General features: G+C 61.1%; 25 protein-coding genes. 8 read left to right on the top strand and 17 right to left on the bottom strand.

Features of this window, described 5'->3' with window-relative positions; all coding sequences use genetic code 11:
• Positions 1-61 precede the first annotated feature (61 nt).
• Positions 62-949 (top strand): N-acetylmuramic acid 6-phosphate etherase, encoded by an 888-nt coding sequence (locus PUT78_RS12005; protein ID WP_274352508.1) that lies wholly within the window; start codon positions 62-64, stop codon positions 947-949.
• A gap of 33 nt (positions 950-982) precedes the next feature.
• On the opposite strand, the gene PUT78_RS12000 is transcribed toward PUT78_RS12005, so the two are convergent.
• The 5 genes from PUT78_RS12000 to PUT78_RS11980 all read right to left on the bottom strand — a co-directional run bounded on the left by PUT78_RS12000 (position 983) and on the right by PUT78_RS11980 (position 7163).
• Entirely contained in the window at positions 983-1756 is a 774-nt protein-coding gene (locus PUT78_RS12000; RefSeq protein ID WP_274352507.1) for a FadR/GntR family transcriptional regulator, read from the bottom strand.
• On the bottom strand, positions 1725-2678 hold the full coding sequence (locus tag PUT78_RS11995; protein WP_274352506.1) for an ABC transporter ATP-binding protein: 954 nt from the start codon (positions 2676-2678) through the stop codon (positions 1725-1727). The genes PUT78_RS12000 and PUT78_RS11995 overlap by 32 nt, the downstream gene beginning before the upstream one ends.
• On the bottom strand, positions 2675-4537 hold the full coding sequence (locus PUT78_RS11990) for a dipeptide/oligopeptide/nickel ABC transporter permease/ATP-binding protein (protein WP_274352505.1): 1863 nt from the start codon (positions 4535-4537) through the stop codon (positions 2675-2677). The genes PUT78_RS11995 and PUT78_RS11990 overlap by 4 nt, the downstream gene beginning before the upstream one ends.
• Positions 4534-5481, bottom strand: a complete 948-nt coding sequence (locus PUT78_RS11985; protein ID WP_274352504.1) for an ABC transporter permease — start codon at positions 5479-5481, stop codon at positions 4534-4536. The genes PUT78_RS11990 and PUT78_RS11985 overlap by 4 nt, the downstream gene beginning before the upstream one ends.
• Positions 5482-5585: 104 nt before the next feature.
• Positions 5586-7163 carry an ABC transporter substrate-binding protein gene (locus tag PUT78_RS11980; protein WP_274352503.1) on the bottom strand — a complete coding sequence of 526 codons (1578 nt, stop codon included), beginning with the start codon at positions 7161-7163 and terminating at the stop codon, positions 5586-5588.
• A gap of 105 nt (positions 7164-7268) precedes the next feature.
• On the opposite strand from PUT78_RS11980, the gene PUT78_RS11975 reads away from it, so the two are divergent.
• Both PUT78_RS11975 and PUT78_RS11970 read left to right on the top strand, forming a co-directional pair.
• Complete coding sequence (locus PUT78_RS11975; protein ID WP_274352502.1) at positions 7269-7931, top strand: DUF1028 domain-containing protein; 663 nt, start codon at positions 7269-7271, stop codon at positions 7929-7931.
• Entirely contained in the window at positions 7924-9156 is a 1233-nt protein-coding gene (locus PUT78_RS11970) for a M20 family metallo-hydrolase (protein WP_274352501.1), read from the top strand. The genes PUT78_RS11975 and PUT78_RS11970 overlap by 8 nt, the downstream gene beginning before the upstream one ends.
• Before the next feature lie 202 nt (positions 9157-9358).
• Here the strand turns inward: PUT78_RS11970 and PUT78_RS11965 are convergent, their stop codons facing one another.
• Genes PUT78_RS11965 through PUT78_RS11950 form a run of 4 tightly spaced genes read right to left on the bottom strand, consistent with a single transcriptional unit; the run spans position 9359 to position 12016 of the window.
• Positions 9359-10351, bottom strand: a complete 993-nt coding sequence (locus PUT78_RS11965; RefSeq protein ID WP_274352500.1) for an adenosine kinase — start codon at positions 10349-10351, stop codon at positions 9359-9361.
• The gene (nth, locus tag PUT78_RS11960) at positions 10348-10992 is read right to left on the bottom strand and encodes an endonuclease III (protein ID WP_274352499.1); all 645 of its coding nucleotides are present in this window, start codon (positions 10990-10992) and stop codon (positions 10348-10350) included. Before nth ends, PUT78_RS11965 begins: the two co-directional genes overlap by 4 nt.
• Positions 10993-11031: 39 nt before the next feature.
• Positions 11032-11808: a tRNA1(Val) (adenine(37)-N6)-methyltransferase gene (locus tag PUT78_RS11955; RefSeq protein WP_274352498.1), complete on the bottom strand. Its 777-nt coding sequence runs from the start codon at positions 11806-11808 to the stop codon at positions 11032-11034.
• Positions 11801-12016: a putative signal transducing protein gene (locus PUT78_RS11950; RefSeq protein ID WP_274352497.1), complete on the bottom strand. Its 216-nt coding sequence runs from the start codon at positions 12014-12016 to the stop codon at positions 11801-11803. Before PUT78_RS11950 ends, PUT78_RS11955 begins: the two co-directional genes overlap by 8 nt.
• 56 nt (positions 12017-12072) lie before the next feature.
• On the opposite strand from PUT78_RS11950, the gene PUT78_RS11945 reads away from it, so the two are divergent.
• Positions 12073-13074 (top strand): polyprenyl synthetase family protein, encoded by a 1002-nt coding sequence (locus tag PUT78_RS11945; RefSeq protein WP_274352496.1) that lies wholly within the window; start codon positions 12073-12075, stop codon positions 13072-13074.
• Here PUT78_RS11945 and PUT78_RS11940 read toward each other — a convergent pair.
• From PUT78_RS11940 to PUT78_RS11930, 3 genes are all read right to left on the bottom strand, one after another.
• Positions 13050-13913, bottom strand: coding sequence for a 4-(cytidine 5'-diphospho)-2-C-methyl-D-erythritol kinase (locus PUT78_RS11940; protein ID WP_274352495.1), 864 nt, complete (start codon positions 13911-13913; stop codon positions 13050-13052). The genes PUT78_RS11945 and PUT78_RS11940 overlap by 25 nt on opposite strands.
• The gene (locus tag PUT78_RS11935; protein WP_274352494.1) at positions 13910-15658 is read right to left on the bottom strand and encodes a tetratricopeptide repeat protein; all 1749 of its coding nucleotides are present in this window, start codon (positions 15656-15658) and stop codon (positions 13910-13912) included. Before PUT78_RS11935 ends, PUT78_RS11940 begins: the two co-directional genes overlap by 4 nt.
• Before the next feature lie 116 nt (positions 15659-15774).
• Entirely contained in the window at positions 15775-17436 is a 1662-nt protein-coding gene (locus PUT78_RS11930) for an electron transfer flavoprotein-ubiquinone oxidoreductase (protein ID WP_274352599.1), read from the bottom strand.
• Positions 17437-17677: 241 nt separating this feature from the next.
• Between PUT78_RS11930 and greA the strand changes: the two genes are divergently transcribed.
• From greA to PUT78_RS11910, 4 genes are all read left to right on the top strand, one after another.
• Positions 17678-18148, top strand: coding sequence for a transcription elongation factor GreA (gene greA, locus PUT78_RS11925; RefSeq protein WP_274352493.1), 471 nt, complete (start codon positions 17678-17680; stop codon positions 18146-18148).
• Between the two features lie 3 nt (positions 18149-18151).
• On the top strand, positions 18152-19144 hold the full coding sequence (locus PUT78_RS11920) for a hypothetical protein (RefSeq protein WP_274352492.1): 993 nt from the start codon (positions 18152-18154) through the stop codon (positions 19142-19144).
• A 149-nt stretch (positions 19145-19293) separates the two neighbouring features.
• Positions 19294-20001: an AzlC family ABC transporter permease gene (locus tag PUT78_RS11915; RefSeq protein ID WP_274352491.1), complete on the top strand. Its 708-nt coding sequence runs from the start codon at positions 19294-19296 to the stop codon at positions 19999-20001.
• Positions 19998-20327, top strand: a complete 330-nt coding sequence (locus tag PUT78_RS11910) for an AzlD domain-containing protein (RefSeq protein ID WP_274352490.1) — start codon at positions 19998-20000, stop codon at positions 20325-20327. The genes PUT78_RS11915 and PUT78_RS11910 overlap by 4 nt, the downstream gene beginning before the upstream one ends.
• Here the strand turns inward: PUT78_RS11910 and PUT78_RS11905 are convergent.
• From PUT78_RS11905 to PUT78_RS11885, 5 genes are read right to left on the bottom strand one after another with little or no spacing between them, the layout of a single operon-like run.
• The gene (locus PUT78_RS11905; protein ID WP_274352489.1) at positions 20298-21731 is read right to left on the bottom strand and encodes an FAD-binding oxidoreductase; all 1434 of its coding nucleotides are present in this window, start codon (positions 21729-21731) and stop codon (positions 20298-20300) included. The genes PUT78_RS11910 and PUT78_RS11905 overlap by 30 nt on opposite strands.
• Before the next feature lie 53 nt (positions 21732-21784).
• On the bottom strand, positions 21785-22369 hold the full coding sequence (locus tag PUT78_RS11900) for a GNAT family N-acetyltransferase (RefSeq protein WP_274352488.1): 585 nt from the start codon (positions 22367-22369) through the stop codon (positions 21785-21787).
• Positions 22369-23631, bottom strand: a complete 1263-nt coding sequence (locus PUT78_RS11895) for a M16 family metallopeptidase (protein ID WP_274352487.1) — start codon at positions 23629-23631, stop codon at positions 22369-22371. The genes PUT78_RS11900 and PUT78_RS11895 overlap by 1 nt, the downstream gene beginning before the upstream one ends.
• Positions 23628-25016, bottom strand: a complete 1389-nt coding sequence (gene thrC, locus PUT78_RS11890) for a threonine synthase (RefSeq protein ID WP_274352486.1) — start codon at positions 25014-25016, stop codon at positions 23628-23630. The genes PUT78_RS11895 and thrC overlap by 4 nt, the downstream gene beginning before the upstream one ends.
• Positions 25013-25711, bottom strand: coding sequence for an SURF1 family protein (locus PUT78_RS11885; protein WP_274352485.1), 699 nt, complete (start codon positions 25709-25711; stop codon positions 25013-25015). The genes thrC and PUT78_RS11885 overlap by 4 nt, the downstream gene beginning before the upstream one ends.
• Positions 25712-25745: the final 34 nt, after the last annotated feature.

The following is a 25745-nucleotide window of genomic DNA, read 5'->3' as shown; positions in this document are numbered from 1 at the left end:
CGGTACCACTGGTACAGAACCACGCGCCATCGGACCACTTCCAAGCAAAGGCAATGCCGTCATGACCGAAATTGCTGACCCCCGCTTCCGCGATCTTGATCGTTGGGACAGTCTGACCGCCCTGCGCGCCATCTGGGAAAGCCAGATTGCTGCGGTTGCAATGATCGGGCCGGTCCTGCCTGCGCTGGCGGCATTGGTGGAAGATGCTGTGCCACGGCTGCGCGCGGGCGGCAGGCTGGTCTATGCGGGCGCGGGCACGTCTATCCGTATTGCGGTGCAGGACGGAACGGAACTTGGCCCGACATTCAACTGGCCGGAGGATCGCACCCTGTATCTGATTGCCGGCGGGGAAACAGCCCTGCGTATCGCGGTCGAAGGTGCCGAAGACAGCGCCGATGATGCCCGCGCGCAGGTCAGGGACGCCGAACTGACCCCCCGCGATGTGGTTATCGGTCTGGCAGCAAGCGGGCGCACCCCCTTTACCATTGCCGCGCTGGAGGCTGCGCGCCGCGCAGGCGCGCTGACTGCGGGCATTGCCTGCGTCACGGGTACCCCGCTTCTGGATGCCGCAAAACACGCCATCGCCATTGAAACCGGCGCAGAGGTGGTGGCCGGTTCCACCCGGATGAAGGCAGGCACTGTTCAGAAAGTGGTCCTGAACATGCTGTCCACGCAAATCATGGTGCATCTGGGCCATGTGCATGATGGGTTGATGGTCGATATGCGCCCCCTGAACCAGAAACTGCGCCGCCGCGCCTGTGACATGGTGGCGCGGATTGCCGATGTGTCCGTGGCTGATGCCGAATCTGCGCTGGTGCAGACGGACTGGCGCATCAAACCGGCGGTTCTGGTGGCCCTTGGCGTCAGCACGGACATTGCCCATGCCGCGCTGGGCGATGCAGAAGGGAATCTGCGGCAGGCGATGCTGGTTGTCGGGGCAAAATCCTGAAACTGTCGCGTGCCCGGTCGGGATAATGCGGCGTCAGATGATGTCAATTTCAGGCAGGAAACGCTTGTTCAGTTCCACTTCCTGCAACCGCATCAACCTGTGCGCGCCGCGCATATGTTCATGCAGAATCTGCCGTGCCGCTGGCCCGTCCCCATTGCGCAACGCCCCAACCAGGCGCGACTGGTAATCCCGCCCGGACGCCCAAAGCTCGCGGTTGGGCCGGGCATATAGCTTGCGCGAAACTGTGACATCCGCGAGCATATTTGCGGTGAACCTGATCAGGAAACGCAGCAGCCGGTTGTCGGACATTTCCGCCAACAGCGCATGAAACCGCAGCGATGCAATATGCTGTTCGCGTTCTTCTTCCGCATTTCCGGCAGGTTCCGCATAGCATTCCATTACCGATTCCAGTGCGGCAAGCTGGTCTTCCGTCAGCTTGCCCGCAAGCGAGGCCGCAAGTTCCGGTTCCAGCGCCTCGCGGATCTGGTAAAGATCGTCGATCGAAAGCTGTTGAAAATAAAAGTAATTCCCCAGAAGGGCCGTTGCGCGCCCTTCTGACACCTGATGCACGAAAACCCCGCCGCCCGGACCGGTCCGCGATTTGACCAGCCCCTGCGCTTCCAGTATGCGCACGGCTTCACGGATTGTGCCCTTGGCCATGCCGAAACGGTGTATCAGTTCCGCTTCGGATGGCAGGCGGTCACCGGGTTGCCAGCCGTTTTCCATCACCCATTGCTTGATCGCTTCGGCAACTTTTTGCGGTCGCGACAGGCGTTCAGTCCGTGATGGGGTGATGGCAGGCGGCAAACTGGTCTCCTTCAACAGCGCGCAGATGCGGGACTTCGCTGCGGCACAGGTCGGATGCGCGCGGACAGCGGCCTGCAAAGGCGCAACCCGGCGGTGGGTTCAGCGGGTCCGGCAATTCCCCCGATTGTGCACCACCCAGCGGGCGCCCCACAACCGGCGCCGACTCCGCCAGAAGCTTCGTATAGGGATGGCGCGGCGCTGCAAAGAGGCTTTCTGCAGGCCCGGTTTCCACCACTGACCCGAAATACAGCACCGCAATGCGGTCGCTGACCGCCTCGACCACGGCCAGATCATGGCTGATGAACAGATATGTCAGTCCAAGGCGGGATTTCAGATCCGCCAGCAGGTTCAGCACCTGCGCCTGTACCGACACATCCAGTGCAGAAACGGGTTCATCCAGAATCAGAATGCGCGGGCTGGCGGCCAATGCGCGGGCAATTCCGATGCGCTGCGCCTGCCCGCCGGAAAATTCATGCGGGTAGCGGCTCAGGAATTCTGGGCGCAGGTTCACGGCATCGAACAGTTCCGCAATCCGGTCGTCCAGCGCGCGCCCTTTCAGCCCGTGCAACTGGCGCAAGGGCGCTTCCATGATCTGGCGGATGGTCTTGCGCGGGTTCAGGCTGGAAACCGGGTCCTGAAACACATACTGGATCAGCCGACCGAAGGCCGCAGGATCCGCGCGGTCCAATGCGCGCCCCTCTATCTCGATACTGCCCGATGTGGGCGGCAGCAGCCCTACCAGCATCCGCGCAAGCGTGGATTTACCGCAACCCGACTCGCCTACAATACCCAGCGTTTCGCCCTGCTGAACATCCAGCGACACCGGATGCACCGCATGAACCTGCGCGCGCGGTGGGCCGAACAGGCGCTTGCCAATGTCGAATGTACGGGCCAGATCAGTGGTTTTCAGGGCAAGTGTCATGGTGCCACCTCCGGATACAGGCAACGGACCTGACGCGCGGCCCCTGTCAGCGCAATTTCGCCCTTGCGGCAGGCGTCCTGCGCCTTGTCGCAGCGCGGTGCAAAGGCGCAGCCCTGCGGCAGGTCATCCACAGCGGGCGGCAGGCCGGGAATGGCGGCCAGAACACGCCGCCCGCCGCCCAGTTCAGGCACGCAGGCAATCAGGCGGCGCGTATAGGGATGGGCAGGTGCTTCCAGCACCTCGGCGGTGGGGCCGGTTTCCACAATCCGCCCGCCATACATGACCGCCACACGGTCGCATAGTTGGCCCACAACCCCGAAATCATGGGTAATGAACAGGATCGCCAACCCGCGCGAACGGCGCAGATCATCCAGCAGCGCCAGAATCTGCGCCTGCACAGTCACATCCAGCGCAGTGGTGGGTTCATCTGCGATGATGATGTCAGGGTCATTGGCCATCGCCATGGCAATGCCCACCCGCTGACGCATGCCACCAGACAATTCATGTGGGAAAGCACGCGCGCGCGCGCGGGCATTCGGAATGCGCACATCTTCCAGCAGTTTGATGGCGCGTTCATGCGCCTGCGCCCGGCTGACAGGTTCATGCACGCGGATGGCCTCAATCAACTGATCGCCGATGCGGTATAGCGGGTGCAGCGTGGACAGCGGGTCCTGAAAAATATACGCCACCTTGCGCCCGCGAAGCGCGCGCAACACCTCATAGGGTGCGCCGATCAGGTCTTGCCCATTCAGCCGCACGGCACCCCCGGTAATCACCCCGGGGGGCGATGCCACAAGCCCCATGACGGACAGCGCAGTCACGGATTTCCCCGACCCGCTTTCGCCGATCAGGCCCAGGCATTCGCCGGGTTTCAGGTCCAGCGACACCTTGTTCACGGCCTTGTAGACGCGCGCGCCGATATGAAACTGCGTCTCCAGCCCGTCAATGCGCAACAAGCCCTCACCCTCTGGTGCGGGCACGGTTTTGCGTTCTACCCGCGTGGCCGCCATGGGCCGTGCCAATGCGCCAGAACGCAGCCGCGGGTCCAGCGCATCACGAATGCCATCGCCCAGCAGATTGACCGACATCACGATCAGCAGGATCATCACACCGGGAACGATGGATGTATGCGGCGCGGTAATCAGGGCTGAACGCGCCTCGCCCAGCATGGACCCCAGATCGGCCTGTGGTGGCTGGCTGCCAAGACCCAGGAAGGACAGGCCGGCGGTTTCCAGAATCATCCAGCCAATGGTCGTGGACATGGCAATCACCACCACCGGCACCACATTCGGCACCACTTCTGTCAGCAGGATGCGGGTATGTCCCATACCGGCCAGTCGCGCGGCATCAATGAATTCGCGATGGGCAATCCCCACAGTGATGCCGCGGATATTGCGCGCGAAAAACGGAATATTCACCACCGCCACGGCAATCAGCGCGTTCAGCAATCCCGGCCCCAGCACCGCAACAATGGCAAGCGCCAGCAGGATATAGGGAAACGCCATCAGCATATCGACACCGCGCATGGTCACATTATCCGTGCGCCCGCCGAAATAGCCCGCAATCACGCCAATTGCGGCCCCCGCCAGCCCGGCCACCAGCGCGGCAGCAAAGCCCACCGCCAGCGACAGCCGTGTGCCCCACATCAGCCGCGACAACAGATCACGCCCCAGATGGTCGGTGCCCAGCAAATGCCCCTCTGCGAAGGGCCGCAAAAACCGGTTGGCGGTGTTGGTTTCATTGGGGGCATGCAATGGCAGAACAGGCGTCAACACCGCCAGAACCACGATAGCGCCAAGCACCACAGCGCCGAAACCCGCCAGACGGTTGCGGAAAAGAAGTCGCAAAAACAATTTCATGTCCGGATCCTCGGGTCGAGCCAGCTTTGCGCGACATCCACAACAATGTTGAAACCCACATAGCAGGCCGCAACAAAAACAACGCCGCCCTGCACCAGCAGGATGTCACGCTTCAGGATTGCATCCACCAGCATCCGCCCGACACCGGGCCATTGAAATACCATTTCGATATAGACCGCACCTGACAGCACAAACCCCGCCTGAATGCCCAGAACCGGAATGATGCTGACCATCGCGGCGCGCAGCGCATGGCCCCAGATGACGCGGCGCTCATGCACGCCTTTGGCGCGCGCGGTGCGGATGAAATCCTGCCGCAGCACTTCCAGCATGGCCCCGCGCGACAGTCGCGCGATAACACCCGTGGCCACGACCGACAGCGCGAAGGCCGGCATGGTCAGATGCCGGATCAGGTCCGGCAGGTCGCCACCCCCCCAGATCGAATACATCCCCGACACTGGCAGCCAGCGCAACTGCACCGCAAACAGCAGGATCATCATCATGCCCAGAAAGAAGGACGGCACCGAAATGCCAAGGATCACCACAAAGGTAATTGCCTTGTCCGCCAGCCCGTATTGGCGCGCTGCCGAAACAACCCCGGCCAGAATGCCCAGAAGGGAACACAGAACAAATGCCGTGCCCGCCAGTATCAGCGTGGCTGAAAACCGGTCCAGAATCTCATCCAGAACCGGACGGTTCAATGCGAATGACCGCCCGAAATCGCCCTGCAGCAGATTGCCAAGCCAGATGAAATACTGCCGCCACAACGGCTCATCCAGTCCCAGATGCCGGTTCAGCCGCTCGACATTCTCGGGCGTTGCATATGACCCGAGGATCGCAGTGGCCGGATCGCCCGGAATCATGGCCATGATCAGGAACACGATGACCGTAATACCCAGAAGCACCGGAACAGCCGACAAAAGCCGCTTCAGAATGTAGCCACCCATGGCGCCAGCCCCTTTTCTCATTCATTCTGGGGAAAATATCCTCAGGGGGGTGAATTGGGCCATCAGGCCCAAGAGGGGGGCGCGAGCGCCCCCCTGCTGTCGCTTCAGTTTTTCACCACGTCTTTCAGCAGCAGAAAGAAGGATGGCTCCAGCTGGAAGTTTTCTACCGCGTCCGATGTCACGGCATTCTGTTTCCAGTTCGCCACGAAGACCCATGGCGCATCATCCTGCACAATTTCCTGCATCTCACGGTACAGCCGCGCGCGTGTCTCCTGATCGGTTTCCACGCGGGCCGCTTCCAGCAGCGCATCCACGTCCGGGTTGGAATAATAGCCGGAATTGAACCCGCCCGCATCGGGCCAGGCATCCGTGCGCAATGTCAGGAAAGGCAGGGTGTCGGGGTCATTTGTCATCCAGGCCATCTGTGCCATGTCGGCCTTGCCTTCCAGCCCCGGATTCACGCGGCCAAGGAAGGTGTTCCATTCATAGGTTTCAATCGTCACATCAAACCCTACTGCGGCCAGATCGGCCTGAATGGCGGTGCCCATGGGAATGGGGTCCAGCATGCCTGACCCGCCTTCGGTCACATAGAAGGTCAGGCTTGCGCCCTCGGCATCTGCTTCGGCCAGCAGTTCGCGCGCGCGTTCCGGGTCATGGGGATAGGGTTCCAGCGCGTCATTATAGGCCCAGGCAAAGGCGGGCGGTGTCGGGCCCGCGGCAATATCTGCCGTGCCTTCCAGCACGTCATTCACCAGCGCTTCCTTGTTGATGGCGTAATTCGCGGCCTGACGCACGCGCTGGTCGGCAAAGGGGCCTTCCTTTGCGTTCAGGATCAGGAACCAGACATGCGGGCCTGCCTGTTCGACCAGTTCATAGGAGTCCCCCTGAAACTGCGACAAGGCCACGGGCGGGACTTCGACCATCATGTCAATTCCGCCCGACAGCATTTCGGCCACGCGGGTATTGGCATCGGAAATGGGGCGGAAAATCACGGCCTCGGTGCCTGCGACCCCATCCCAGTAATCTTCATTGCGGGTAACGACCACACGTTCATTGGACCGCCATTCAGCAAAGCGGAACGGGCCGGTTCCAGACGGGTTGCGTCCGAAATCATCACCATGTTCCATCACTGCGGCGGGAGAGACGATCAGCCCGGTCGGATAAGCCATGTTCGACAGAAACGGTGCATAGGGTTCGTTCAGTGTGAATTGCACGGTGTTTGCATCCAGCGCTACCACCGAGTCCACGGCACTGAAGAAGAACGACAGCGGGAAGGGGCCGGTGCCGTGATAGGGGTGATCTTCGTTCAGCATGCGCTCGAAATTCCAGACGACGGCATCGGCGTCGAAAGCGCTGCCATCATGGAAGCTGACACCTTCGCGCAGGGCAAAGGTGTAGACAGTGCCGTCATCCGAAATCTCCCACGACTCCGCCAGTGCCGGTTCCACTTCCAGTGTCCCGGAGGCGTAGCGCACCAGCCCGTCATAAACATTCATAAGAATGCGGAAATCATTCACCGCCGTTACGGCATGCGGGTCCAGCGCCTGTGGTTCGGCAATCTGGCCCACGACCAGCACGCCCGGCGGTGTTTGTGCAAGCGCGGGTGCCACCAGCGCTGATGACGCCAGAAGCGCTGCCGCCAGCAGGCCGGTGCCGCGGCGAGTAAAAGATGAGTTGGCCATGTCAGGCACTCCCTGTTGTGATGATTGTTGAAGCTTATTTATCATGATAATTTGCATCCGTCAAAATTTTCATGATAAATAGACATAAAGGAAGGAAACAAACGCATGACCTTTTCGATTCTTGCGCAGGATTTGGGCAGCGGCGCGATGGGTGGCGCGGCGGCGACTGGCGCGCTTTGCGTTGGCGGATGGGTGCTGCGGGGCGATTCGCGCGCAGGAATGACCGCATCGCAGGGCGCGGCCCCGTCCACCATGTGGGGCGAGGATGCGCTGGAAAGCATGCGATCGGGCCAATCCGCCGAACAGGCGGTGACCCAGGTTACCGCAGTGGACAGGGGGCGTGCCTGGCGCCAACTGTCCGCACTGGACCGCCATGGCGGCACAGCCAGCCATAGCGGGCAGCGCAACACGCCATGGTGCGGATCGGTCGGGGATAACGGATTTGTGGTGTCGGGTAATATGCTGGCCGGTCCGCAGGTTCTGGATGCACTGCGCAGCGGGTTCCTGACTACGACCGGCACATTTGCCGAACGCCTGCTGGCCGGGCTGCGTGCCGCCGAAGCTGCGGGCGGGGACAGTCGCGGCCTGCAATCCGCCGCGTTGTTGATTGTGTCCGATGATGCGCCGCCGCTGAATTTGCGCATTGACTGGGCGCAAGACCCGCTTTCCGAGCTGCATGACCTGTACCGACGCAGCCAGACCGGGGCCTATGCTGAATGGTTGCCTACTGTTCCCACGCGCAACAACCCGGAGCGCGGCCATGACTGAAACTGATTGGGGCATGGTGGCGCAGAACTGGCTGGACCGGCTGGCGGCCTGCTCGGAACCCGGCGCCGGTGTAACGCGCCTGCCGTTTACGCCGGAGCACCGCGCTGCGCTGGCCGTGCTGCGTGAATTGATGGAAGCTGCGGGGCTTGCCGTGCATCTGGATGCCGCAGGCACGCTGATTGGCCGACGCGACGGACCAGCGGATGCGCCCGCCCTGTTGCTTGGGTCGCATCAGGATTCGGTGCGCGAAGGCGGGGCCTATGACGGGATCATGGGCGTTGTGCTTGCGGTGCTTGCGCTGATGAAACTGCGACAAGACGGCGTGTCCCTGCCATTTGCGACCGAGGTTCTGGCCTTCGCCGATGAAGAAGGCGTGCGCTTTCCAACCGCGCTGATGGGGCCGCGTGCATTGGCGGGCACATTCGACATGGCGGCGCTGGAGCTGAGCGACCGTGACGGCATCAGCCTGCGCAACGCCATGCAGGATTTCGGCCTGAATCCAGATGCGCTGCCGGACCTGAAGCGCGATCCGTCGCATTGTCTGGGCTGGATCGAATGCCATCTGGAACAGGGGCCGGTTCTGGAGCAGGCGCAGCAGGCGCTGGGCGTTGTTTCGGGCATTTGCGGAATTGAACGCCATAGCGTGACCCTGACCGGCAGTGCCGCGCATGCCGGCACTGTACCGATGGCGCTGCGGCGGGATGCGCTGGCCGGTGCCGCTGAACTGGTGCTGGCGGTAGAGGGTGTCGCGCGCCGCGCTGATGGTGTCCTCGCCACAGTGGGCAGCATTCACACCCGTCCCAATGTCGTCAACGCGGTGCCGGGCGATGTGTCGCTGACTGTTGAGATTCGCGCGCCCCATGATGACAGCCGCGCCACAACCCGCGCGCAGATTGAACAAAAGGCACAAATGATCGCCGCGGATCGAAACCTAGCCCTGAACATGCGCCGCAGCTACGCACAAGCGGCCACCCCTTGCGATACGGAAATGACCCTTGCCTTGACAGGCGCTGTGCGCGCCGGGGGAGGCACGGGGATGACGCTTGCATCAGGGGCGACACATGACACATCGGCCATGGCTGATCTGTGCCCTGTTGGCATGATCTTCACGGCTTGTCGCGGCGGTGTCAGCCACCACCCCGATGAATATGTCACCCCTGATGTGATGGCGCAGGCGGTGGCAGCACTGGCAAGCGCGCTGGCACAACCGGGATTTGCCCGGTAGCTGTGGACGCGCAAAGGCGGCTGGTTATCAAGCTTGAAGCGGGTGTCGGGGGATTCACAAAGCCTGCGCCACCGGCAGGCCGCAGGACGGCCCACCGGTGGCGCGGCGGGCTTGCGCCCTTTGCTCCGCGCCTTTGGGAGTTCTAAAACCCCGATTCAGACAGTAACCACCCGCGCCGGGCGGATTGCGTGCCCCCCGAATGTCAGTCCACAAGCCCCGCGCGCCTGAACGCGCCGCGCAGGTCTGTCTTCGGGCGGGCACCGATATGGCTGATGACCTCTGCCGCTGCGATGCAGCCCATGCGCCCTGCGGTTTGCATGTCGCGCCCTGTTGCCAGCCCGTAAAGGAACCCTGCCGCGAACTGATCACCTGCACCGGTCGCGTCTACCGGGGTGACCATGGTGACCGGTATTTCAACCCGCGTGCCGTTCTGGATAATCACCACCGGATCACCGGACCGCGTGCAGACCAGCAGCGGGCATTCCCGTGCCGCCTGCGCCAGCGCGTCATCCAGATCATTCGCCTGATACAGCGACACCCATTCCTGTTCATTGCCCAGAACGAAATCCATTTCACCCGCGACAAGGGCGCGGAAATCGTCACGGTGGCGGTCCACGCAGAACGGGTCCGACAGCGCAATACCGGCCTTGCCGCCCGCAGCGCGGCAGGCGCGCGCTGCCTTCTGAAAGGCCTGCTTGCCCTTGTCCTTGTCGAACAGATACCCTTCCAGAAACACGATATCGCTGTCAGCGATGACTGTTTCATCCACATCATCCGGGCCGAATTCGGATGAAATGCCCAGGTAAGTATTCATCGAGCGTTCGCCATCCGGCGTGACAAAAATCATGCAGCGCGAGGTTGGTAATTCACCGCCCGCCACAGGCGCGTTGACGAAGCGTGTGCCCATTGACTCAGCGTCCTGCGCGTAGAACCGGCCCAGTTCATCGGCATTCACCCGCCCCAGAAATGCGGATTTCAGCCCCAGTTTTCCCGCGCCCGCCAATGTATTGGCAACCGATCCGCCCGATGCCTGCGCGCGGTCGTCCATGGTGGCGAACAGGTCTTCTGCGCGGTCGCGGTCCACAAGCTGCATGATGCCCTTATGAATGTCCATCCGGTCCAGATACCGGTCATCCACTGTGGAAATCACATCAACAATCGCATTGCCGATACCGGCAATCTGGTAGGTTTTCATAGGGTTTTTTCCTCATACAGGCATAAATCGCGGATCAGGCAGGTGGCGCAGGCGGGCTTGCGGGCCTTGCAGGTATAACGGCCATGCAGAATCAGCCAGTGATGGGCATGAAGCTGGTATTGGGCGGGAATGTGGTCCTCTATCGCGCGCTCAACAGCATTCACATCGCGGCCCGGACAAATGCCGCTGCGGTTGCCAACGCGGAAGATATGCGTGTCCACTGCCTGCGCGGGCATGCGCCACCACATATTCAGCACGACATTTGCGGTCTTGCGCCCGACGCCAGGCAGCGATTGCAGCGCAGCGCGGCTGGACGGTACTTCGCCGCCATATTTTTCAACCAGAATACGGCTGAGCTTGATGACATTCTTTGCCTTATTGCGGAACAGGCCGATTGTCTTGATATGCTGAACCAGCCCGTCTTCCCCAAGTGCCAGCATCTTTTCGGGCGTGTCTGCAATCCGGAACAAGGCGCGCGTGGCTTTGTTCACGCCCACATCGGTCGCTTGCGCCGAAAGCGCCACAGCCACGACAAGGGTGAAGACGTTGACATGTTCCAACTCCCCCTTGGGTTCGGGGTCGGCCGCATGAAAGCGACGGAATATCTCGTTGATTGTCTGGTAATCAAGCTGCGGTGTCATGGGTTTTGTATGCAACGCAGACGCCGCAGGGGCAAGCAGTTAGGCCTGCGCCATCGCGGCCAGGTCCAGCGCAGACGCATCGCGCATCAAGGCGCGGACAGGATCGGTGAAATGCTCGCCATCGCCGGGATGGGCGTCGCCCTGATGGATGACCAGCGGCGGCAACAGGACAAATGGCGCGCGCCCACCTTTGCGGGCCTGTACGATTACCCGGCGCGCGGGCCGCTTCGTGCGTGCGGCCAACGGCAAGGCCATAACTGATGCGCGCGCCGCAAAACCGGCCAGCAATTCGGGCAGGCGTTCGCTCAGATGGATGAAACTGACATATCCGCCATCACGCACCCGGCGCAGGGCGACATCCATCCAATCCTTCAGCGGTGTTTCCTCGCGCAAGGCGCGGTCACGGCCCGCATCCTGCGCTGCAGGGCCATGCGGCGCATAATAGGGCGGGTTGGCGATCACGTGGTCAAAGCGCTGGTTGCGCAACTGCGTCGGCATTGCGGTCAGATCGGCATCCCAAACTGTCATGTCCGTCCCGTTTGACGCCGCATTGCGCCGCGCAAGTGCTGCATAGGCGGGTTGCAATTCCACACCTGCCAGGCTCAGCCCGCCCACACGCGCCGCCAGACAAAGCGACGCCACGCCCGCCCCGCAGCCCAGTTCCAGCACGCTTTGGCCCGCGCGGGCGGGAACACTGGCCGCAAGGAAAACCGGGTCGGTCGCAGCGCGGTAGCCATGGCGCGGCTGACGGGCCATCACGCGGCCGTTCAGGAACGCATCCTGCGTCAGGACGTCATCGGAAAACTGTTCAGTCATGCAGGGGCACACCGTTTTCACGCAGGACAGATACGGCCATGAAGTGATCTTCACGCCGAACCATCAGGCGCCGCGGCATCATGCCCAATGTCGATTCGATCGTGTGCATATGGACGTCTATATCGAACACCTCTATACCTTCGCCCTGAAGCAGGGCGGTAGCGAAGGGAATGATCGTTGGGTCAGTCGTGCGCAACAGCTCTTTCATGAAAACACCTTATTTGCCATTGGGCAAACTTGTCGAGACAGGACATCACAATAGCAATGGATACGAAGCACATCAGCAGGGCCCCGCATGACGTTCTGGCAGAGTATCTGCGCGATGATCTGTCCGAAGTGAACAAGCTGATCCGCGCGCGCATGGCATCGGAACATGCACCGCGCATCCCGGAAGTGACCGCCCATCTGATTGAATCGGGCGGCAAGCGGATTCGTCCCATGCTGGTTCTGGCCGCAAGCCATTTATGCGGATATCACGGGCCATATCACCACCACCTGGCCGCAACGGTTGAATTCATTCACACGGCCACGTTGCTGCATGATGATGTGGTGGACGAAAGCGCGCAGCGGCGCGGGCGGGCGACAGCGAACCTGTTATGGGATAACAAATCCTCCGTTTTGGTGGGTGATTACCTGTTTGCGCGTGCGTTCCAGCTGATGGTGGAATGCGGGTCCATGCGGGTGCTGGACATTCTGGCAAATGCCTCGGCCACAATCGCCGAAGGCGAAGTGCTGCAACTGACCACCGCCCAGAATATCGACACCACCGAAGACCAGTATCTGCGCGTGATCCGCGGCAAGACAGCGGCGCTGTTTTCCGCCGCCACCGAAGCGGGTGCGGTTATTGCCGCCGCGCCGGACCCGCAGGTTCAGGCGCTGGTTGCCTATGGCGATGCGCTGGGCATCAGTTTCCAGATTGTTGATGACTATCTGGACTATGGCGGGGCAGGCGATGGTATCGGCAAGAACATCGGCGATGATTTCCGCGAAGGTAAGGTCACGCTGCCGGTCATCCGCGCGATTGCGGCGGCAGATGGCGATGAACGCGCCTTCTGGGCGCGCACCATCGGCAGAGGCAATCAGCGCGAGGGCGATCTGGACCACGCGCTTGAGCTGTTGGAACGCCATGGCACAATGCAGGCCACGCGCGCGCAAGCCATCGCATGGTCGCAGCGCGCCAAGGACGCGCTGGACCCATTGCCGGACCACCCGTTGCGGCAAATGCTGCGCGATCTGGCCGATTACGTTGTGGCGCGCGTCAACTGATCTGACCGGTGCGGCAGAATACCCGTTGCCCTGACCCACCAGTCCGGATGCGATGCCTGCACCGCCTGTGCGGCAAGGCTGGCGGCCATTTCGGTTGCGAAAAATCCAAAACAGGTCGCCCCTGACCCCGACATGCGCGCCAGCGCGCATTCCGGTTGCGCAGCCAACACCCGCAACACCTGTGAAATCACCGGGGCCAATGCCCGTGCGGGCGATTCCAGATCATTGCGCTGATCGCGCAGCCATGCGGCAAACGCCGGCGTGTCCCGCCATTGTGGCAATGTGGCCTGCATCGGGGCATTGTCACGGCAGGGCAGCGTGCGAAATACCTGCGGCGTGCTGATCTGAACGCGCGGATTGACCAGAACCAGCCAGACGGGCGGCAGGGGCGGCAGCGGGTCAAGAACCTCGCCTATGCCCTGCATCCGGCAATGCCGCCCCGCCAGACAGACGGGAACATCCGCGCCAAGTGCAAGAATGTCTGCCATGGGGGGAAGCGGCTTGCCGCATGTCCGCGCCAGAAGCCGTAACGCCGCCGCCGCATCTGCTGATCCGCCACCGATGCCGGACGCGACAGGCAGTGCTTTGCTCAGATGCAGGCCAATCTCCTGCATGCCCATCAATGCCGCGGCACGGGTCACCAGATTGTCCGGTCCCGCCGACAGGCCCGATGCTTCCGGCCCGCTGATTCGCAGGCCGGTTCCGGCGGCCATATCCAGCCTGTCGCCCGCGCTGGTAAACACCACCAGCGAATCCAGCAGATGATACCCGTCTGCGCGCCTGCCTGTCACATGCAAGGACAGATTGACCTTTGCCGGTGCATCTTCGCCGGTTGTCATTCGTTGGATGCGCCCAGCGCAGGCGCGCCCTCCTCGGCCAGAACAGCATCAAGCCCGACATCCAGCTTGCTGCGCACGCGGTCAAGGTCCAGGTCGGGATGCGGGGCGAATGAAATGGCGCGACTCCATTGAAAACGCGCTTCGCGGTGGCGGCCGACGGCCCAGTACACATCGCCCAGATGGTCGTTCAGGATCGGATCATTCGGCATCAGCTCGACCGCGCGTTCCATCACGGGAACCGCATCTTCATACTGCCCCATCCGAAACAGTGCCCAACCCAGACTGTCAACAATATAGCCGCTGTCCGGTTCGCCCGCGACCGCGCGTTCGATCATGTCCAGCGCTTCATCAAGATTGCGCTGTTGTTCGACCAGCGAATAGCCAAGATAGTTCAGCACTTGTGGTTCATCCGGCACGAATTCCAGCGCGCGGCGAAACTGGGTTTCGGCACTGTCCCAGTCGCCCATGCGTTCCAGTGCAATGGCGTAGGTGAACAGCAGCATCCAATGCCGTTCTTCTACATCGCCAATCAGGTCGATGGCGCGGGCATAGGCAGCGGCGGCTTCTTCGAACCGTTCTTCCTGACGCAGCATATCGCCAAGGGTGCTGAACGCCATGATAGAATCCGGCGTGTCGGCAACGAAGCCCTGCAACCAGTCGATTGCCGCGTCGGTGTCGCCCGCGCGATACAGCGCATTCGCCTTGCCCAGTTGCGCGTTCAGGAACTGGGGGTCATCTTGTGGCATCTGGTCATAGACCTGCTGCGCCAGATCATATTGCGCCACCTGTTCCAGCAACTCGCCCGCCAGCAGGATGGCATCGGGGTGGTCAGGGCGCAGCGCCAGCGCAAGGCGCGCATAGATCAGCGGTAGCCAGTCCCCCTGTTCACCGATCAGCGCGGATGCAAGCAGCAGATACGTTTCTGCCATGCCGTCACGCGCGGATTGGACAATGGTAAACGGAACTGGCCTGCCATCAGCGAGTTCTGCCATGATCTGCGCAACATCCCCTTCCGGGTTCTGGCCGAACATGCCTGTGGCCAGTTCAAGTGCAGCGTCAAACCGGCCCAGTTGCGACAGAATGGTGATATGGGCGACAATGCCGCGTCTGCTCAGGCTGACAGGTCCGTCCACATCGCCGGTCAGCAAGTCACTGGCCCCTTCCATGTCACCGGCATAGGCCAGCGCCAGTGCCTTGTGATAGACCGCAAACGGGGCCAGATCGGGCGTGTCATTGATGATTGCATCAAAGGCGGTGCGTGCGTCCGACATGCTGCCCATGCCCAGATAGGCCCATGCCTTGGCCAATGCATCGGTCAGGGGGCCGGTCTGTCGGCCATCTTCCATGGCCGCAAGCACGGCACCATGGGCTTCGCGCTTGAATTCATCAGCCTGCAGAATGATCTGTGCAACCTGACTGCCGCTTTCGCGGCTCACTGCCTCTGCTGCCAGTTCCGCGGCGCGCAAAAAATCGCCCGCCAGCAGATAGCCTTGCATGGCCAGTTCACGGAAACCGGCATTTTCAGGGTCAGCCTGCAAAATGCGGTCGTAATTCAGCGCCATCTGCAGGAAATTATCGGACGCAACCGCGACGCGCCCGGCCAGATATGCCCCGGCCAGACCTGAAGCCAGATCTGGCGGCTCCGCAGGCCCGCCCGCAGGTTCCGGCTGTTGGGCCAGTACTGGAGGGGCGGCCAGAAGGGTAACAATACTGATGGCAGAAGCCAGATGGCGGAAACTTGACACGAGGCGCGCGCTCCGTCTGAATTGCGGTTCCGCCAAGACTAGTGCCCCGTCCGGCAGGTGGCAATCGCCCATACTGGAAAAAGCCACCCGCGCACAGAAACGTCAGACAACCACCGTCACATATTCGGGTAATTCGGCCCGTCCCCGCCTTGTGGTGTCACCCAATGGATATTCTGGCTGGGATCCTTGATGTCACATGTCTTGCAATGCACGCAGTTCTGGAAGTTGATGACAAAGCGCGGGTCTTTGCCTTCTTCGGTGACCACTTCATACACACCTGCAGGGCAATAGCGTTGCGCAGGTTCCGCGTATTTCGGCAGGTTGACGCTGATCGGTACATCCGCATCTTTCAGCGTCAGGTGTGCGGGCTGGCTTTCTTCGTGGTTGGTGAAACTGAAGGCCACGTTGGTCAGCCGGTCAAAACTGAGTTTGCCATCGGGTTTCGGGTAATCAATCGGGGTGTGGTCCTTGGCCTCTCCCGTGGCGGCGGCGTCGGTCTTGCCGTGCGCCATGGTGCCAAACAGTGAAAAGCCGATCGTATTGGTCCACATGTCCAGACCACCCAGTTTCAACGAGGGCAGCAGGCCCCAGCGCGACCACATGGGTTTGACATTGCGCACCTTCCACAGGTCTCGCCCGACAGGCCCTTTGCGCAGGTCAGTTTCATAGGCGGTCAGTTCATCACCTTCGCGCCCGGCGCTGATGGCGTCAAACGCCGCTTCGGCGGCTGCCTTTCCTGACAGCATGGCGTTATGGTTGCCCTTGATGCGCGGCACATTGACCAGCCCTGCCGAACAGCCCAGCAGCGCGCCACCGGGAAACACCAGTTTGGGAATGGACTGATAGCCGCCCTCGGAAATGGCGCGCGCACCATACGCCACGCGCTTGCCACCTTTCAGAAGCTCCGCCACCATTGGATGATGCTTGAAGCGTTGGAATTCCTGATAGGGCGACAGATAAGGGTTGGCGTAGTTCAGATGCACGACAAACCCGACATAGACCTGATTGTTGTCGATATGGTAAATGAAACTGCCGCCACCCGCATTGCCGCCCAGCGGCCAGCCCATCGTGTGGGTGACTGTGCCTTCGCGGTGCTTTTCGGGGTCGATCTCCCAGATTTCCTTCATGCCAAGGCCGAATTTCTGCGGCTCCTTGCCCTGTGACAGGTCGTATTTCGCCATGACTTCCTTGGACAGCGACCCGCGCACCCCCTCGGACAGGAAAACATATTTGCCGTGCAGCTCCATCCCCGGTTCATAGCCATCGCCGGGCGTTCCATCCGCACTCTTGCCGAATTCGCCTGCGACCACGCCTTTGACGCGGTCACCGTCATAAACCAGTTCCGAACAGGCCATGCCGGGGAATATCTCGACGCCCAGTTCCTCGGCCTGTTCCGCCATCCAGCGGCAGAGATTGGCCATGGACACAATGTAATTGCCATGGTTGTTCATCAGGGGCGGCATCGGCCAGTTGGGTATGCGGATTTGCCCCGCTTCGCCCAGCATGTAAAAATTGTCATGCCGCACCGGCACCGTGACCGGCGCGCCGCGTTCCTTCCAGTCGGGGATCAGCGCGTCAAGTCCGCAAGGGTCCAGCACCGCACCCGACAAGATATGCGCGCCCACCTCGGACCCTTTTTCAAGCACGACGACATTCAGGTCGGCATCAAGCTGTTTCAACCGGATTGCGGCTGATAAACCCGCAGGTCCGGCACCTACGATGACGACATCATATTCCATGGTTTCGCGTATCATCCCGGTCATGGTGGCTCCTGTTATTGCGCATGGCTTGGCATGTGGGACACGATCTGTCGCAGTTGACCTAGCGCAGGTGTTGTATTGTGGTCAATGGATACGCGGCGTCCAAACCGCCGGAAACGACCTGTTCGCGCAACCGTAAGGACCGGGCGGTGTCATTCCTCTTGCAATCCGGGCAAGGCTGCGTTCTGATGGGGTGACTTATCTGGACGGCCCCGGCCTTCGCCGCGGGCGGTCTTTTACATTATAATGGTGACGTGACATGGAAAAACTGCCCCTCACCCGCGCTGGTCAGCAACTGCTGGATGCCGAGTTACGCCAACTGAAATCGCAGGACCGGCCGACCATCATCAAGGCCATCGCCGAAGCGCGCGAACATGGCGATCTGTCCGAAAACGCCGAATACCATGCCGCTCGCGAAAAGCAGAGCTTCATCGAAGGGCGCATCAAGGAACTGGAAGCCATCCTGTCACGGGCGGATGTCATCGACACGTCAAAACTGTCGGGATCGATTAAATTCGGCGCCCGCGTGAAGTTGCTGGACGAAGACACCGATGAAGAGCGCAACTTCCAGATCGTCGGCGAGGCAGAGGCAGATCTGGAAAAGGGCCTTCTGAACATCAAATCGCCGCTTGCGCGCGCGCTGATCGGCAAGGATGAAGGCGACAGCGTTGATGTCAGCACACCCGGCGGCACCAAAAGCTATGAAATCCTGGAAATAAAGTACGGCTAGCCAATGGCCCGCGCGCCCATCCCCATTGACACCACACCCCCGTCAGGCCGGGGGATATCGGGGTCAAAAACCGGCACTGCGCTGGCGGTGGGGATCGCAATCTGGCTTCTGGCGGCGGCGGGCTTTGCCTTGACCACGGATTTCGGCAGCATGGAGCGTGCGACCATTAGTCTGCTGGCGGCAGTATTCTTCATGCCTGCCGCGCTGGTTTCAGGCGTGTTGTATCTGATCAGGGCAGCCGCAGATTTGCGCAGCGAAACGGTGCAGTTGCAGCGCCTATGCGATGAATTGCGCCGCGTCATCTCCGAACAGAAGCACGACACCCTGCCGCTGTCGCCTGTCGCCCAAAGCCGTATTGACGCACTGTCCAGCGCGCAGGAAGAAACCGAGTCGCGCCTGACGCTGTTCTTCTCGCACCGCGCGCACGACGGGGGGGCAGAACCGCGCAGCGCCACCTCCGCCGGTTCGGATGACGCGCAGCCTCTTCTGGCGCTGGGCGGCATGGCGCAAGCGCAGGCTGATGCGCCGACAGCCGCCGAACTGATCCGCGCCCTGCATTTTCCCGAAGATGAAAACGACACCGACGGGTTTGACGCATTGCGCAAGGCGCTGTCGGACACCCGGTCTGCGCCGCTGGTGCGCGCGGCGCAGGATGTTCTGACACGTCTGGCGCAGGAAGGCATCTATATGGATGACCTGCGCCCTGATCGCGCCCGCCCTGAATTCTGGCGTGCTTTCGCAAATGGCACGCGCGGCGCGCTGATTGCGCCGCTGGGCGGCATACGGGACCGGTCCTGCCTGGCGCTGACATCCGGGCGGATGCGCAGTGACCCTGATTTCAGACAGGCAGTGCATCTGTTTCTGCGTGAATTCGACAAGGTGTTTTCCGAATTCGAGAAACAGGCTGATGACGCGCAGATTGTTGCCATGTCAGACACGCGGTCGGCCCGCGCATTCATGCTGCTGGGGCGGGTCAGCGGTATTTTTTCGCGCTGAAACCGCCTTGAAACCCTGTTCGGACAGGGATAGTCTTTCTGAACACATGAAATAAACCGTTGGTATGTTCCCGCCGGATTGTCAGTATCCGGGCAAGGCGTGCCGCGACGGGCAATGTCAAAAACATTTCGCGGGACCAAAGCGCCAAGATGACCTATTCGCGTGATTTCTGGCAAGGATTCCGGGACGGAACGCCCTTCATTCTGGTCATTGTGCCTTTTGGTGCAGTGTTCGGGATTGTCGCAACCGAAGCTGGCCTGAACATCGCGCAGACAATGGGCTTTTCGGTGCTGGTCATCGCGGGTGCAGCGCAGTTTGTGGCCCTGCAGATGATGGTCGAGAATGCCCCTGTGTTGATTGTTCTGGCCGCGTCGCTGGCGGTGAATTTGCGCATGGCAATGTATTCTGCATCGCTTGCCCCGCATCTGGGGCCGATCAGCTGGTGGCGGCGCAGTGTGGTTGCCTATTTCATGGTGGATCAGGCCTATGCCGCGTCAATCCTGAAATATGACCAGGCTCCGGATATGTCGACGGGACGTAAATTCGCCTATTATATGGGCGTTGTCACCCCGATCTGTCCGCCGTGGTATATTGCGACATGGGCAGGGGCTGCATTGGGAACGGCCGTTCCTGCAGGGCTGCCCATCGATTTTGCGGTGCCGATTACCTTTCTGGCGCTGATCGTGCCGATGCTGCGTACATTGGCGCATGTTATTGCAGCGCTTGTGTCGATTGTCGGGATGCTGGTCTTCAGCTTCATGCCGTTCAACCTTGGGCTTCTGGTTGCCGCCGCGCTGGCCATGATGGCCGGGGCAGAGGTGGAACGCCGCATGTCCCGCAACAGGGGGCCGGAATGAGCTTTACCACCACCCAGATATGGACCGTCATCGTGGGGTTGGGGCTTGGGTCTTATCTGCTGCGGCTTTCCTTTCTGGGGATAATCGGCAACCGGGATTTGCCCGAATGGGTGCTGCGCCATCTGCGCTATACTGCGGTTGCTGTGATGCCCGGAATGATCACGCCGCTGATCCTGTTTCCACAGGCTTCGGGGGGCGAGTTGGACCCTGTACGCCTGGGCGCGGCCCTTGCCACAGTTGCGATCAGCTTATGGACAAAGAATGCGGTTCTGACGATTTTCGGTGGTGCTGCGGTTTTATTCGCGCTGCATTTCGGTATCGGTTAACACCGCGCCGGGGTTCATGATGCCGTTGGGGTCCAGCGCGTGCTTTATCGCGCGCATTGCCGCCAGCTTCACCGGATCGCCGTATTTTTCAAGATCGCCGGTTTTAAGTCGTCCGATCCCGTGTTCTGCACTGACGGACCCACCCATGTCATGCACCAGATCATGCACGCATGTTTTGATACGGTCGCGCTGGTGGTCATGGTCGGCGCGGCTGCGGCCATGGGTGGGGAAAACATTGTAGTGCAGGTTCCCGTCGCCCAGATGGCCAAAGCAATTGACCCTGAATTCCCCGATTCCGGCCAGCGCCGGACCTGCGCGGTCAATGAATTCCGGTACAGCGGACAGGGGCAGCGATATGTCATGGCTCGACACGGCCCCGATATGGCGGTTTGCTTCGGGAATGGATTCGCGCAAGGACCAGAATTCCGCGCGCTGCGACATGTTCTGCGCGATTACCCCGTCACTGACAAACCCCGCGTCCAGCGCATCGGCAAACAGCGCTTCCAGCGCGCCGGAGGGGTCAATTCCCTGTGGTAGGCCCAGATCGATCAGGACCATCCATTCCGGCGGTGCTGCAAAAGGCTGGCGCACCTGTGGCATGGTCCGCGCAAGGAATTCCAGACCCATGCCGCTGATCAGCTCGAACGCGGAAATTCCTTCTGCCAGCCGCGTTTGGGCAAGGGCAAGAAGGGCCAGCGCCGCAGCAGGGTTTTGCACCACCATCAACGCGGCCCCCTGACGGGCAGGGCGTGCAAACAGCCGCAGGCTGGCCGCAGTGATCACGCCAAGCGTCCCTTCAGACCCGATCAGCAGATGCCGCAGGTCATAGCCGGTATTGTCCTTGCGCAGGCGTTTCAGCCCGTTCCAGATACGACCATCAGGCATGACCACTTCCAGCCCGAGCACCAGATCGCGCGCATTTCCATAGCGCAGCACATTCACGCCGCCCGCATTCGTGGCCAGCAAGCCGCCGATCTGCGCCGACCCTTCGGACGCCAGCGATAAGGGAAACAGGCGGCCCGCATCTTCCGCGGCCTTCTGCACATCGGCAAGGATAGCGCCCGCTTCAGCAATCAGAACATTCTCTGCGGGATGCACAGCCCGTATATTGCGCATCCGTTCCAGCGACAGTACCAGTGGCGAAGCGCCGTCAGCCGCGACCTGACCACCCACAAGGCCCGTGCCCCCGCCATATGGCACCACCGCGACCCGCGCGTCATTGGCCGCGCGCAGGATGGTTGCAACATCTTCTGTGCAGCTCGGGCAGGCAACCGCACCGGCCTGTCCTTGCCAGCGACCGCGCGGTTCTTCCAGAAAACGCGGCGCGGGCGCGCGCAATGTGCCTTCGGGCAGTCTGGGCGACAATTCGTTCAGAAAATCGGCGGTGCAAGGGGTCAGGGTCATCGGCGTCCTTACGTCTGTCGGTGTGCCGGGCATTCCGGGCGGGGGTCTGTGGCCTAGCCTACATCCGTGCGCCCGCGCCGGTCATGGCGCAAATTGGCATAAAGCACATGATTGCGCCACCTGCCATTGATCTGCAAATAGCTTTGCGCGACGCCTTCATACTTGAACCCCGAGCGTTCCAGCACCCCGCGCGATGCCGCGTTTTCCGGCAGGCAGGCTGCTTCGATCCGTGACAGGTCCATTGCCGTGAACGCATAATGTACCAAAGCCGCAATGCTTTCGCGCATATACCCTTGCCGGGCGAAGGGGGTGCCCACCCAATACCCCAGCGTGCCGGCCTGCGCCGGTCCACGGCGGATATTATCCAATGTGATTGCACCGATAAGATACGAATCCGCGCGCCGGAAAATGAACAGCGGCAAGGCCGTGTCCTGCTTGTGGCAGCGCGCGGCCCAACTGACACGGTTGGTGAAGGCGCGCCGTGTCAGATGATCGTCTGACCATGTGGGTTCCCAAGGCGTCAGAAACCCGGCAGACTGGTGGCGCAGCCCGGACCATTGGCGAAAATCGGAATGCTGCGGCAGACGCAGGAAAAGTCTTTCGGTTTCCAGCATCAGCTTGCCGCGAAGACCCAGCATCAGGCAACCAGCCTCTCGCCAAGTTCCGACAGACGTGGCGCGCGTTCAATCGGCCCGTACAGCGCCAGCGCCGTGCGGCTGCCCTGTAGCAATGCGCGCGCATGATCGCGTGTGCCTTCGGCTGTCACGGCGTCAATCCGTGCGATTGCTTCGGAAATATCAGGCACCCGCCCCCAGATTGACAGCAATTTCGCCAGCCGTTCGGCGCGTGCCGACGGGCTTTCCAGCCCCATCAGCAACCCGGCCTTCATCTGGGCGCGGGCGCGCGCAATCTCTGTTTCAGACAGCGTGTCGGCGGCACGCTTCAACTCATCCATCGTCAGCCATGCCAGATCCGAAATTTCATCTGCGCCGGTTCCGGCATAGATCGTGATCATTCCGGTATCAAAATAGGCCCCCGATTGCGCAAAGACCGTGTAGCACAAGCCGCGATCCTCGCGCAGGCGCTGGAACAGGCGCGACGACATGCCCCCGCCCAATGCCCCCGAAAATATCTGCGAGGTGTAGAAGTCATCGGCCCTGTAACTGGGCGCTTCCAGCGCGAAGGCAAAATGCGCCTGTTCCAGATTGCGGGTTTCGCGCCGTTCACCATTATGAAAACGCGCGGGTTCGGCGGTCTGGAATGCCTTGGCGGGCAGATGCCCGAAAAGCGGTTCGGCCAGCCGCACCAGCGCATCATGATCAACCGCACCCGCCGCTGACAGGATCATCTGGCCCGGCCCGTAATGGGTGCCGACAAAGGCGCGCAGATCATCCTTGGAAAACCCCGAAACCGCAGCACTGGGACCAAGAATGGACCGCCCCAGCGGTTGCGACGGATACGCCGCTTCCTGCAACCAGTCGAAAATCACATCATCAGGCGTGTCCAGCGCCTGACCGATTTCCTGCAGGATAACGCCGCGTTCAACTTCAATTTCGCGCTGCTCAAAGGCCGGATTCAGTACGATATCGGCCAGCACATCCAGTGCCAGCGCCACATCGGCGCGCAGTACCCGCGCATAATAGGCCGTCATCTCGCGCGAGGTGTAGGCGTTGATATACCCGCCCACATCTTCGATTTCCTCGGCAATTTGCAGGGCACTGCGCCGTGCCGTGCCCTTGAAGGCCATGTGCTCCAGAAAATGCGCGACACCGTTCTGATGCGCGCCTTCATGCCGTGCGCCTGCTTCAATCCACAGCCCGATCGCAGCAGATTCCAGCCCCGGCATGGGTTCGGTGACAATCCGGAACCCGTTGGACAATGTTGTGACCTGGATGCTCATTTACGGATGTTTCCCCGGATATGGGCCTGCAATTCGGCAAGATCGCCGCTTAGCCGGGTCACGCGCTCGGGACGGTCAAACAGGTCGGCCATGCGTTCGGGCAGGGCAGGGCGGGTGCCCATGGCCGATTCGACTGCATCAGGGAATTTGGCGGGATGCGCAGTTGCCAGCGTGACCATCGGGGTGGCTGACAGATTCTGTTCCGCGACATGAACGCCCACAGCGGAATGCGGGCACAGAATTTCGGCGGTATTGGCGTGAATGCGGGAAATGGTTTGCGATGTCTCCCCCTCGGACGCGCGGCCAGAGGTGAAGATTTCGCGCAGGAATTCCAGCGCCCCCTGAGAGATGTGGAACCCACCACTCGATTTCAGTTCATCCATCAACTGCGCCACAGCCGCCCCGTCCCGCCCGTATGCATCGAACAGCGCGCGTTCGAAATTGGAACTGACCTGAATATCCATCGACGGGCTGATCGAGGGTTTGACCCCATCCGTCACATACCCGCCCGATGTGATGGCGCGGTGCAGAATGTCATTTTGGTTGGTGGCGACAATCAGCTTTTCAATCGGCAGCCCCATTTGCCGTGCGATATAGCCTGCAAAAATATCACCGAAATTCCCCGTGGGGACAGTGAAACTGACAGCGCGATAGGGCGCACCAAGGCTGACTGCCGCCGAAAAGTAATAAACCACCTGCGCCAGAACCCGCGCCCAGTTAATGCTGTTCACGCCCGCCAGTTTTACCCCGTCGCGGAATGAAAAATCGTTGAACATATCCTTGACCAGCGCCTGACAGGTATCGAAATCACCGTCGATGGCCAGCGCATGGACATTGGATTCTGCTGGTGTGGTCATCTGGCGGCGCTGCACATCGGACACGCGGCCATGGGGAAACAGGATGAACACATCCACATTGTCCAGGCCCTTGAACGCCTCGATCGCGGCGGACCCGGTGTCGCCGGATGTTGCGCCCACAATTGTCACCCGGTCACGCGATCTTGCCAGCGCGGCCTGAAACAGCTGGCCGATCAGCTGCATGGCAAAATCCTTGAATGCCAGTGTCGGGCCGTGGAACAGTTCCAGCAGGAAATGATTTGGTGCCAGTTGCTTCAGCGGTGCCCGTGCCGGATGGCCGAACCCCTGATAGGCGCGGGCAATCAGGCTGCGGAATTCGTCATCGGCGAACGTGTCGCCAATGAACGGGCGCATGATGACATAGGCCTGTTCTTCATAGCTCAGACCGGCAAGGGATGCGATTTCGGCCTGCGTCATCGGCGGCACATGATCAGGCAGATACAGCCCACCATCGCGGGCAAGCCCCGTCAGCATTGTTGCTTCAAAGTTCAGCGCAGGGGCTGCGCCACGGGTTGAAATATACTTCATGTTCGGTCTGATCCTTCATCGCGTTGCCGCGTGATACGCCACAGAAAGAAAACTGTCATCCCCAGCCATGCAATTGCCATCAAAAACCACTGCATAGCATATCCCAGATGGTTGTCCGGCAAGCGCACCTCATAGACAGGCACGGGGGTTGCAGGGGGGCTGGGTTCAGATGTACGGCGCAAAACCACCAGCATTTCCTCTGCCTGCAACAGGTTTGCCATCTGGCCGACATCGCGCGCGAAGAACAGATTGCGGCCCGCGTCGAAATCCGGGGTGTAGCGGTTGGCGTCGCGCGGCCAGTGCAGGTTTCCGGCCAACACCACATCACCTGATTCGACGACAAGCCCCTGTCGCGCGGCTTCCGGCAGAAAACCGCGATCCACCATGATGCGCCGCCCGTTGTCGGTTTCCAGCACCGTGATCAGGTGAAAGCCAGGCCCCTGCGCCCGCTGCGCCGCCATTGCGAAACTGTGATCCGCTGTAAAACGCCCCGACACCTCTATTGGCAGGTAGCGGTCCTGTTCCGGGTCCGGCGCATCGGGCAGGACAACAGGCGGCTGAAAAATGCGCGATTCCATTTCCGCAATCAGCGCGGCTTTTTCATCGGCGCGCGACAATTGCCACAGGCCAAGATTGACCAGAATTGCCGTGCCGATCAGGCCGAAGATTGCCGGAATAAGGATCTGCTTCAGCATATGCCCCCACGGTTTACAGTGAAAAGCGCGCGCC

Source organism: Roseinatronobacter alkalisoli (assembly GCF_028745735.1).
Classification (GTDB): Bacteria; Pseudomonadota; Alphaproteobacteria; order Rhodobacterales; family Rhodobacteraceae; genus Roseinatronobacter; species Roseinatronobacter alkalisoli.
Note: the sequence above shows the minus strand (reverse complement) of the source record. Positions and strands in the feature narration are given on the sequence as shown.

Bases quoted from the DNA above. Each gene is read 5' to 3' on its own strand.
- PUT78_RS11885 (WP_274352485.1), bottom strand. From the start codon at position 25,711: ATGCTGAAGCAGATCCTTATTCCGGCAATCTTCGGCCTGATCGGCACG.
- greA (WP_274352493.1), top strand. From the start codon at position 17,678: ATGGAAAAACTGCCCCTCACCCGCGCTGGTCAGCAACTGCTGGATGCC.
- PUT78_RS11900 (WP_274352488.1), bottom strand. From the start codon at position 22,369: ATGCTGGGTCTTCGCGGCAAGCTGATGCTGGAAACCGAAAGACTTTTC.
- PUT78_RS11940 (WP_274352495.1), bottom strand. From the start codon at position 13,913: ATGACAACCGGCGAAGATGCACCGGCAAAGGTCAATCTGTCCTTGCAT.
- nth (WP_274352499.1), bottom strand. From the start codon at position 10,992: ATGACACCGCAGCTTGATTACCAGACAATCAACGAGATATTCCGTCGC.
- PUT78_RS11920 (WP_274352492.1), top strand. From the start codon at position 18,152: ATGGCCCGCGCGCCCATCCCCATTGACACCACACCCCCGTCAGGCCGG.
- PUT78_RS11915 (WP_274352491.1), top strand. From the start codon at position 19,294: ATGACCTATTCGCGTGATTTCTGGCAAGGATTCCGGGACGGAACGCCC.
- PUT78_RS11910 (WP_274352490.1), top strand. From the start codon at position 19,998: ATGAGCTTTACCACCACCCAGATATGGACCGTCATCGTGGGGTTGGGG.
- PUT78_RS11905 (WP_274352489.1), bottom strand. From the start codon at position 21,731: ATGACCCTGACCCCTTGCACCGCCGATTTTCTGAACGAATTGTCGCCC.
- PUT78_RS12005 (WP_274352508.1), top strand. From the start codon at position 62: ATGACCGAAATTGCTGACCCCCGCTTCCGCGATCTTGATCGTTGGGAC.
- PUT78_RS11895 (WP_274352487.1), bottom strand. From the start codon at position 23,631: ATGAGCATCCAGGTCACAACATTGTCCAACGGGTTCCGGATTGTCACC.
- PUT78_RS11950 (WP_274352497.1), bottom strand. From the start codon at position 12,016: ATGAAAGAGCTGTTGCGCACGACTGACCCAACGATCATTCCCTTCGCT.
- PUT78_RS11945 (WP_274352496.1), top strand. From the start codon at position 12,073: ATGGATACGAAGCACATCAGCAGGGCCCCGCATGACGTTCTGGCAGAG.
- PUT78_RS11990 (WP_274352505.1), bottom strand. From the start codon at position 4,537: ATGAAATTGTTTTTGCGACTTCTTTTCCGCAACCGTCTGGCGGGTTTC.
- PUT78_RS11975 (WP_274352502.1), top strand. From the start codon at position 7,269: ATGACCTTTTCGATTCTTGCGCAGGATTTGGGCAGCGGCGCGATGGGT.
- PUT78_RS11970 (WP_274352501.1), top strand. From the start codon at position 7,924: ATGACTGAAACTGATTGGGGCATGGTGGCGCAGAACTGGCTGGACCGG.
- thrC (WP_274352486.1), bottom strand. From the start codon at position 25,016: ATGAAGTATATTTCAACCCGTGGCGCAGCCCCTGCGCTGAACTTTGAA.
- PUT78_RS11955 (WP_274352498.1), bottom strand. From the start codon at position 11,808: ATGACTGAACAGTTTTCCGATGACGTCCTGACGCAGGATGCGTTCCTG.
- PUT78_RS11985 (WP_274352504.1), bottom strand. From the start codon at position 5,481: ATGGGTGGCTACATTCTGAAGCGGCTTTTGTCGGCTGTTCCGGTGCTT.
- PUT78_RS11980 (WP_274352503.1), bottom strand. From the start codon at position 7,163: ATGGCCAACTCATCTTTTACTCGCCGCGGCACCGGCCTGCTGGCGGCA.
- PUT78_RS11995 (WP_274352506.1), bottom strand. From the start codon at position 2,678: ATGACACTTGCCCTGAAAACCACTGATCTGGCCCGTACATTCGACATT.
- PUT78_RS11965 (WP_274352500.1), bottom strand. From the start codon at position 10,351: ATGAAAACCTACCAGATTGCCGGTATCGGCAATGCGATTGTTGATGTG.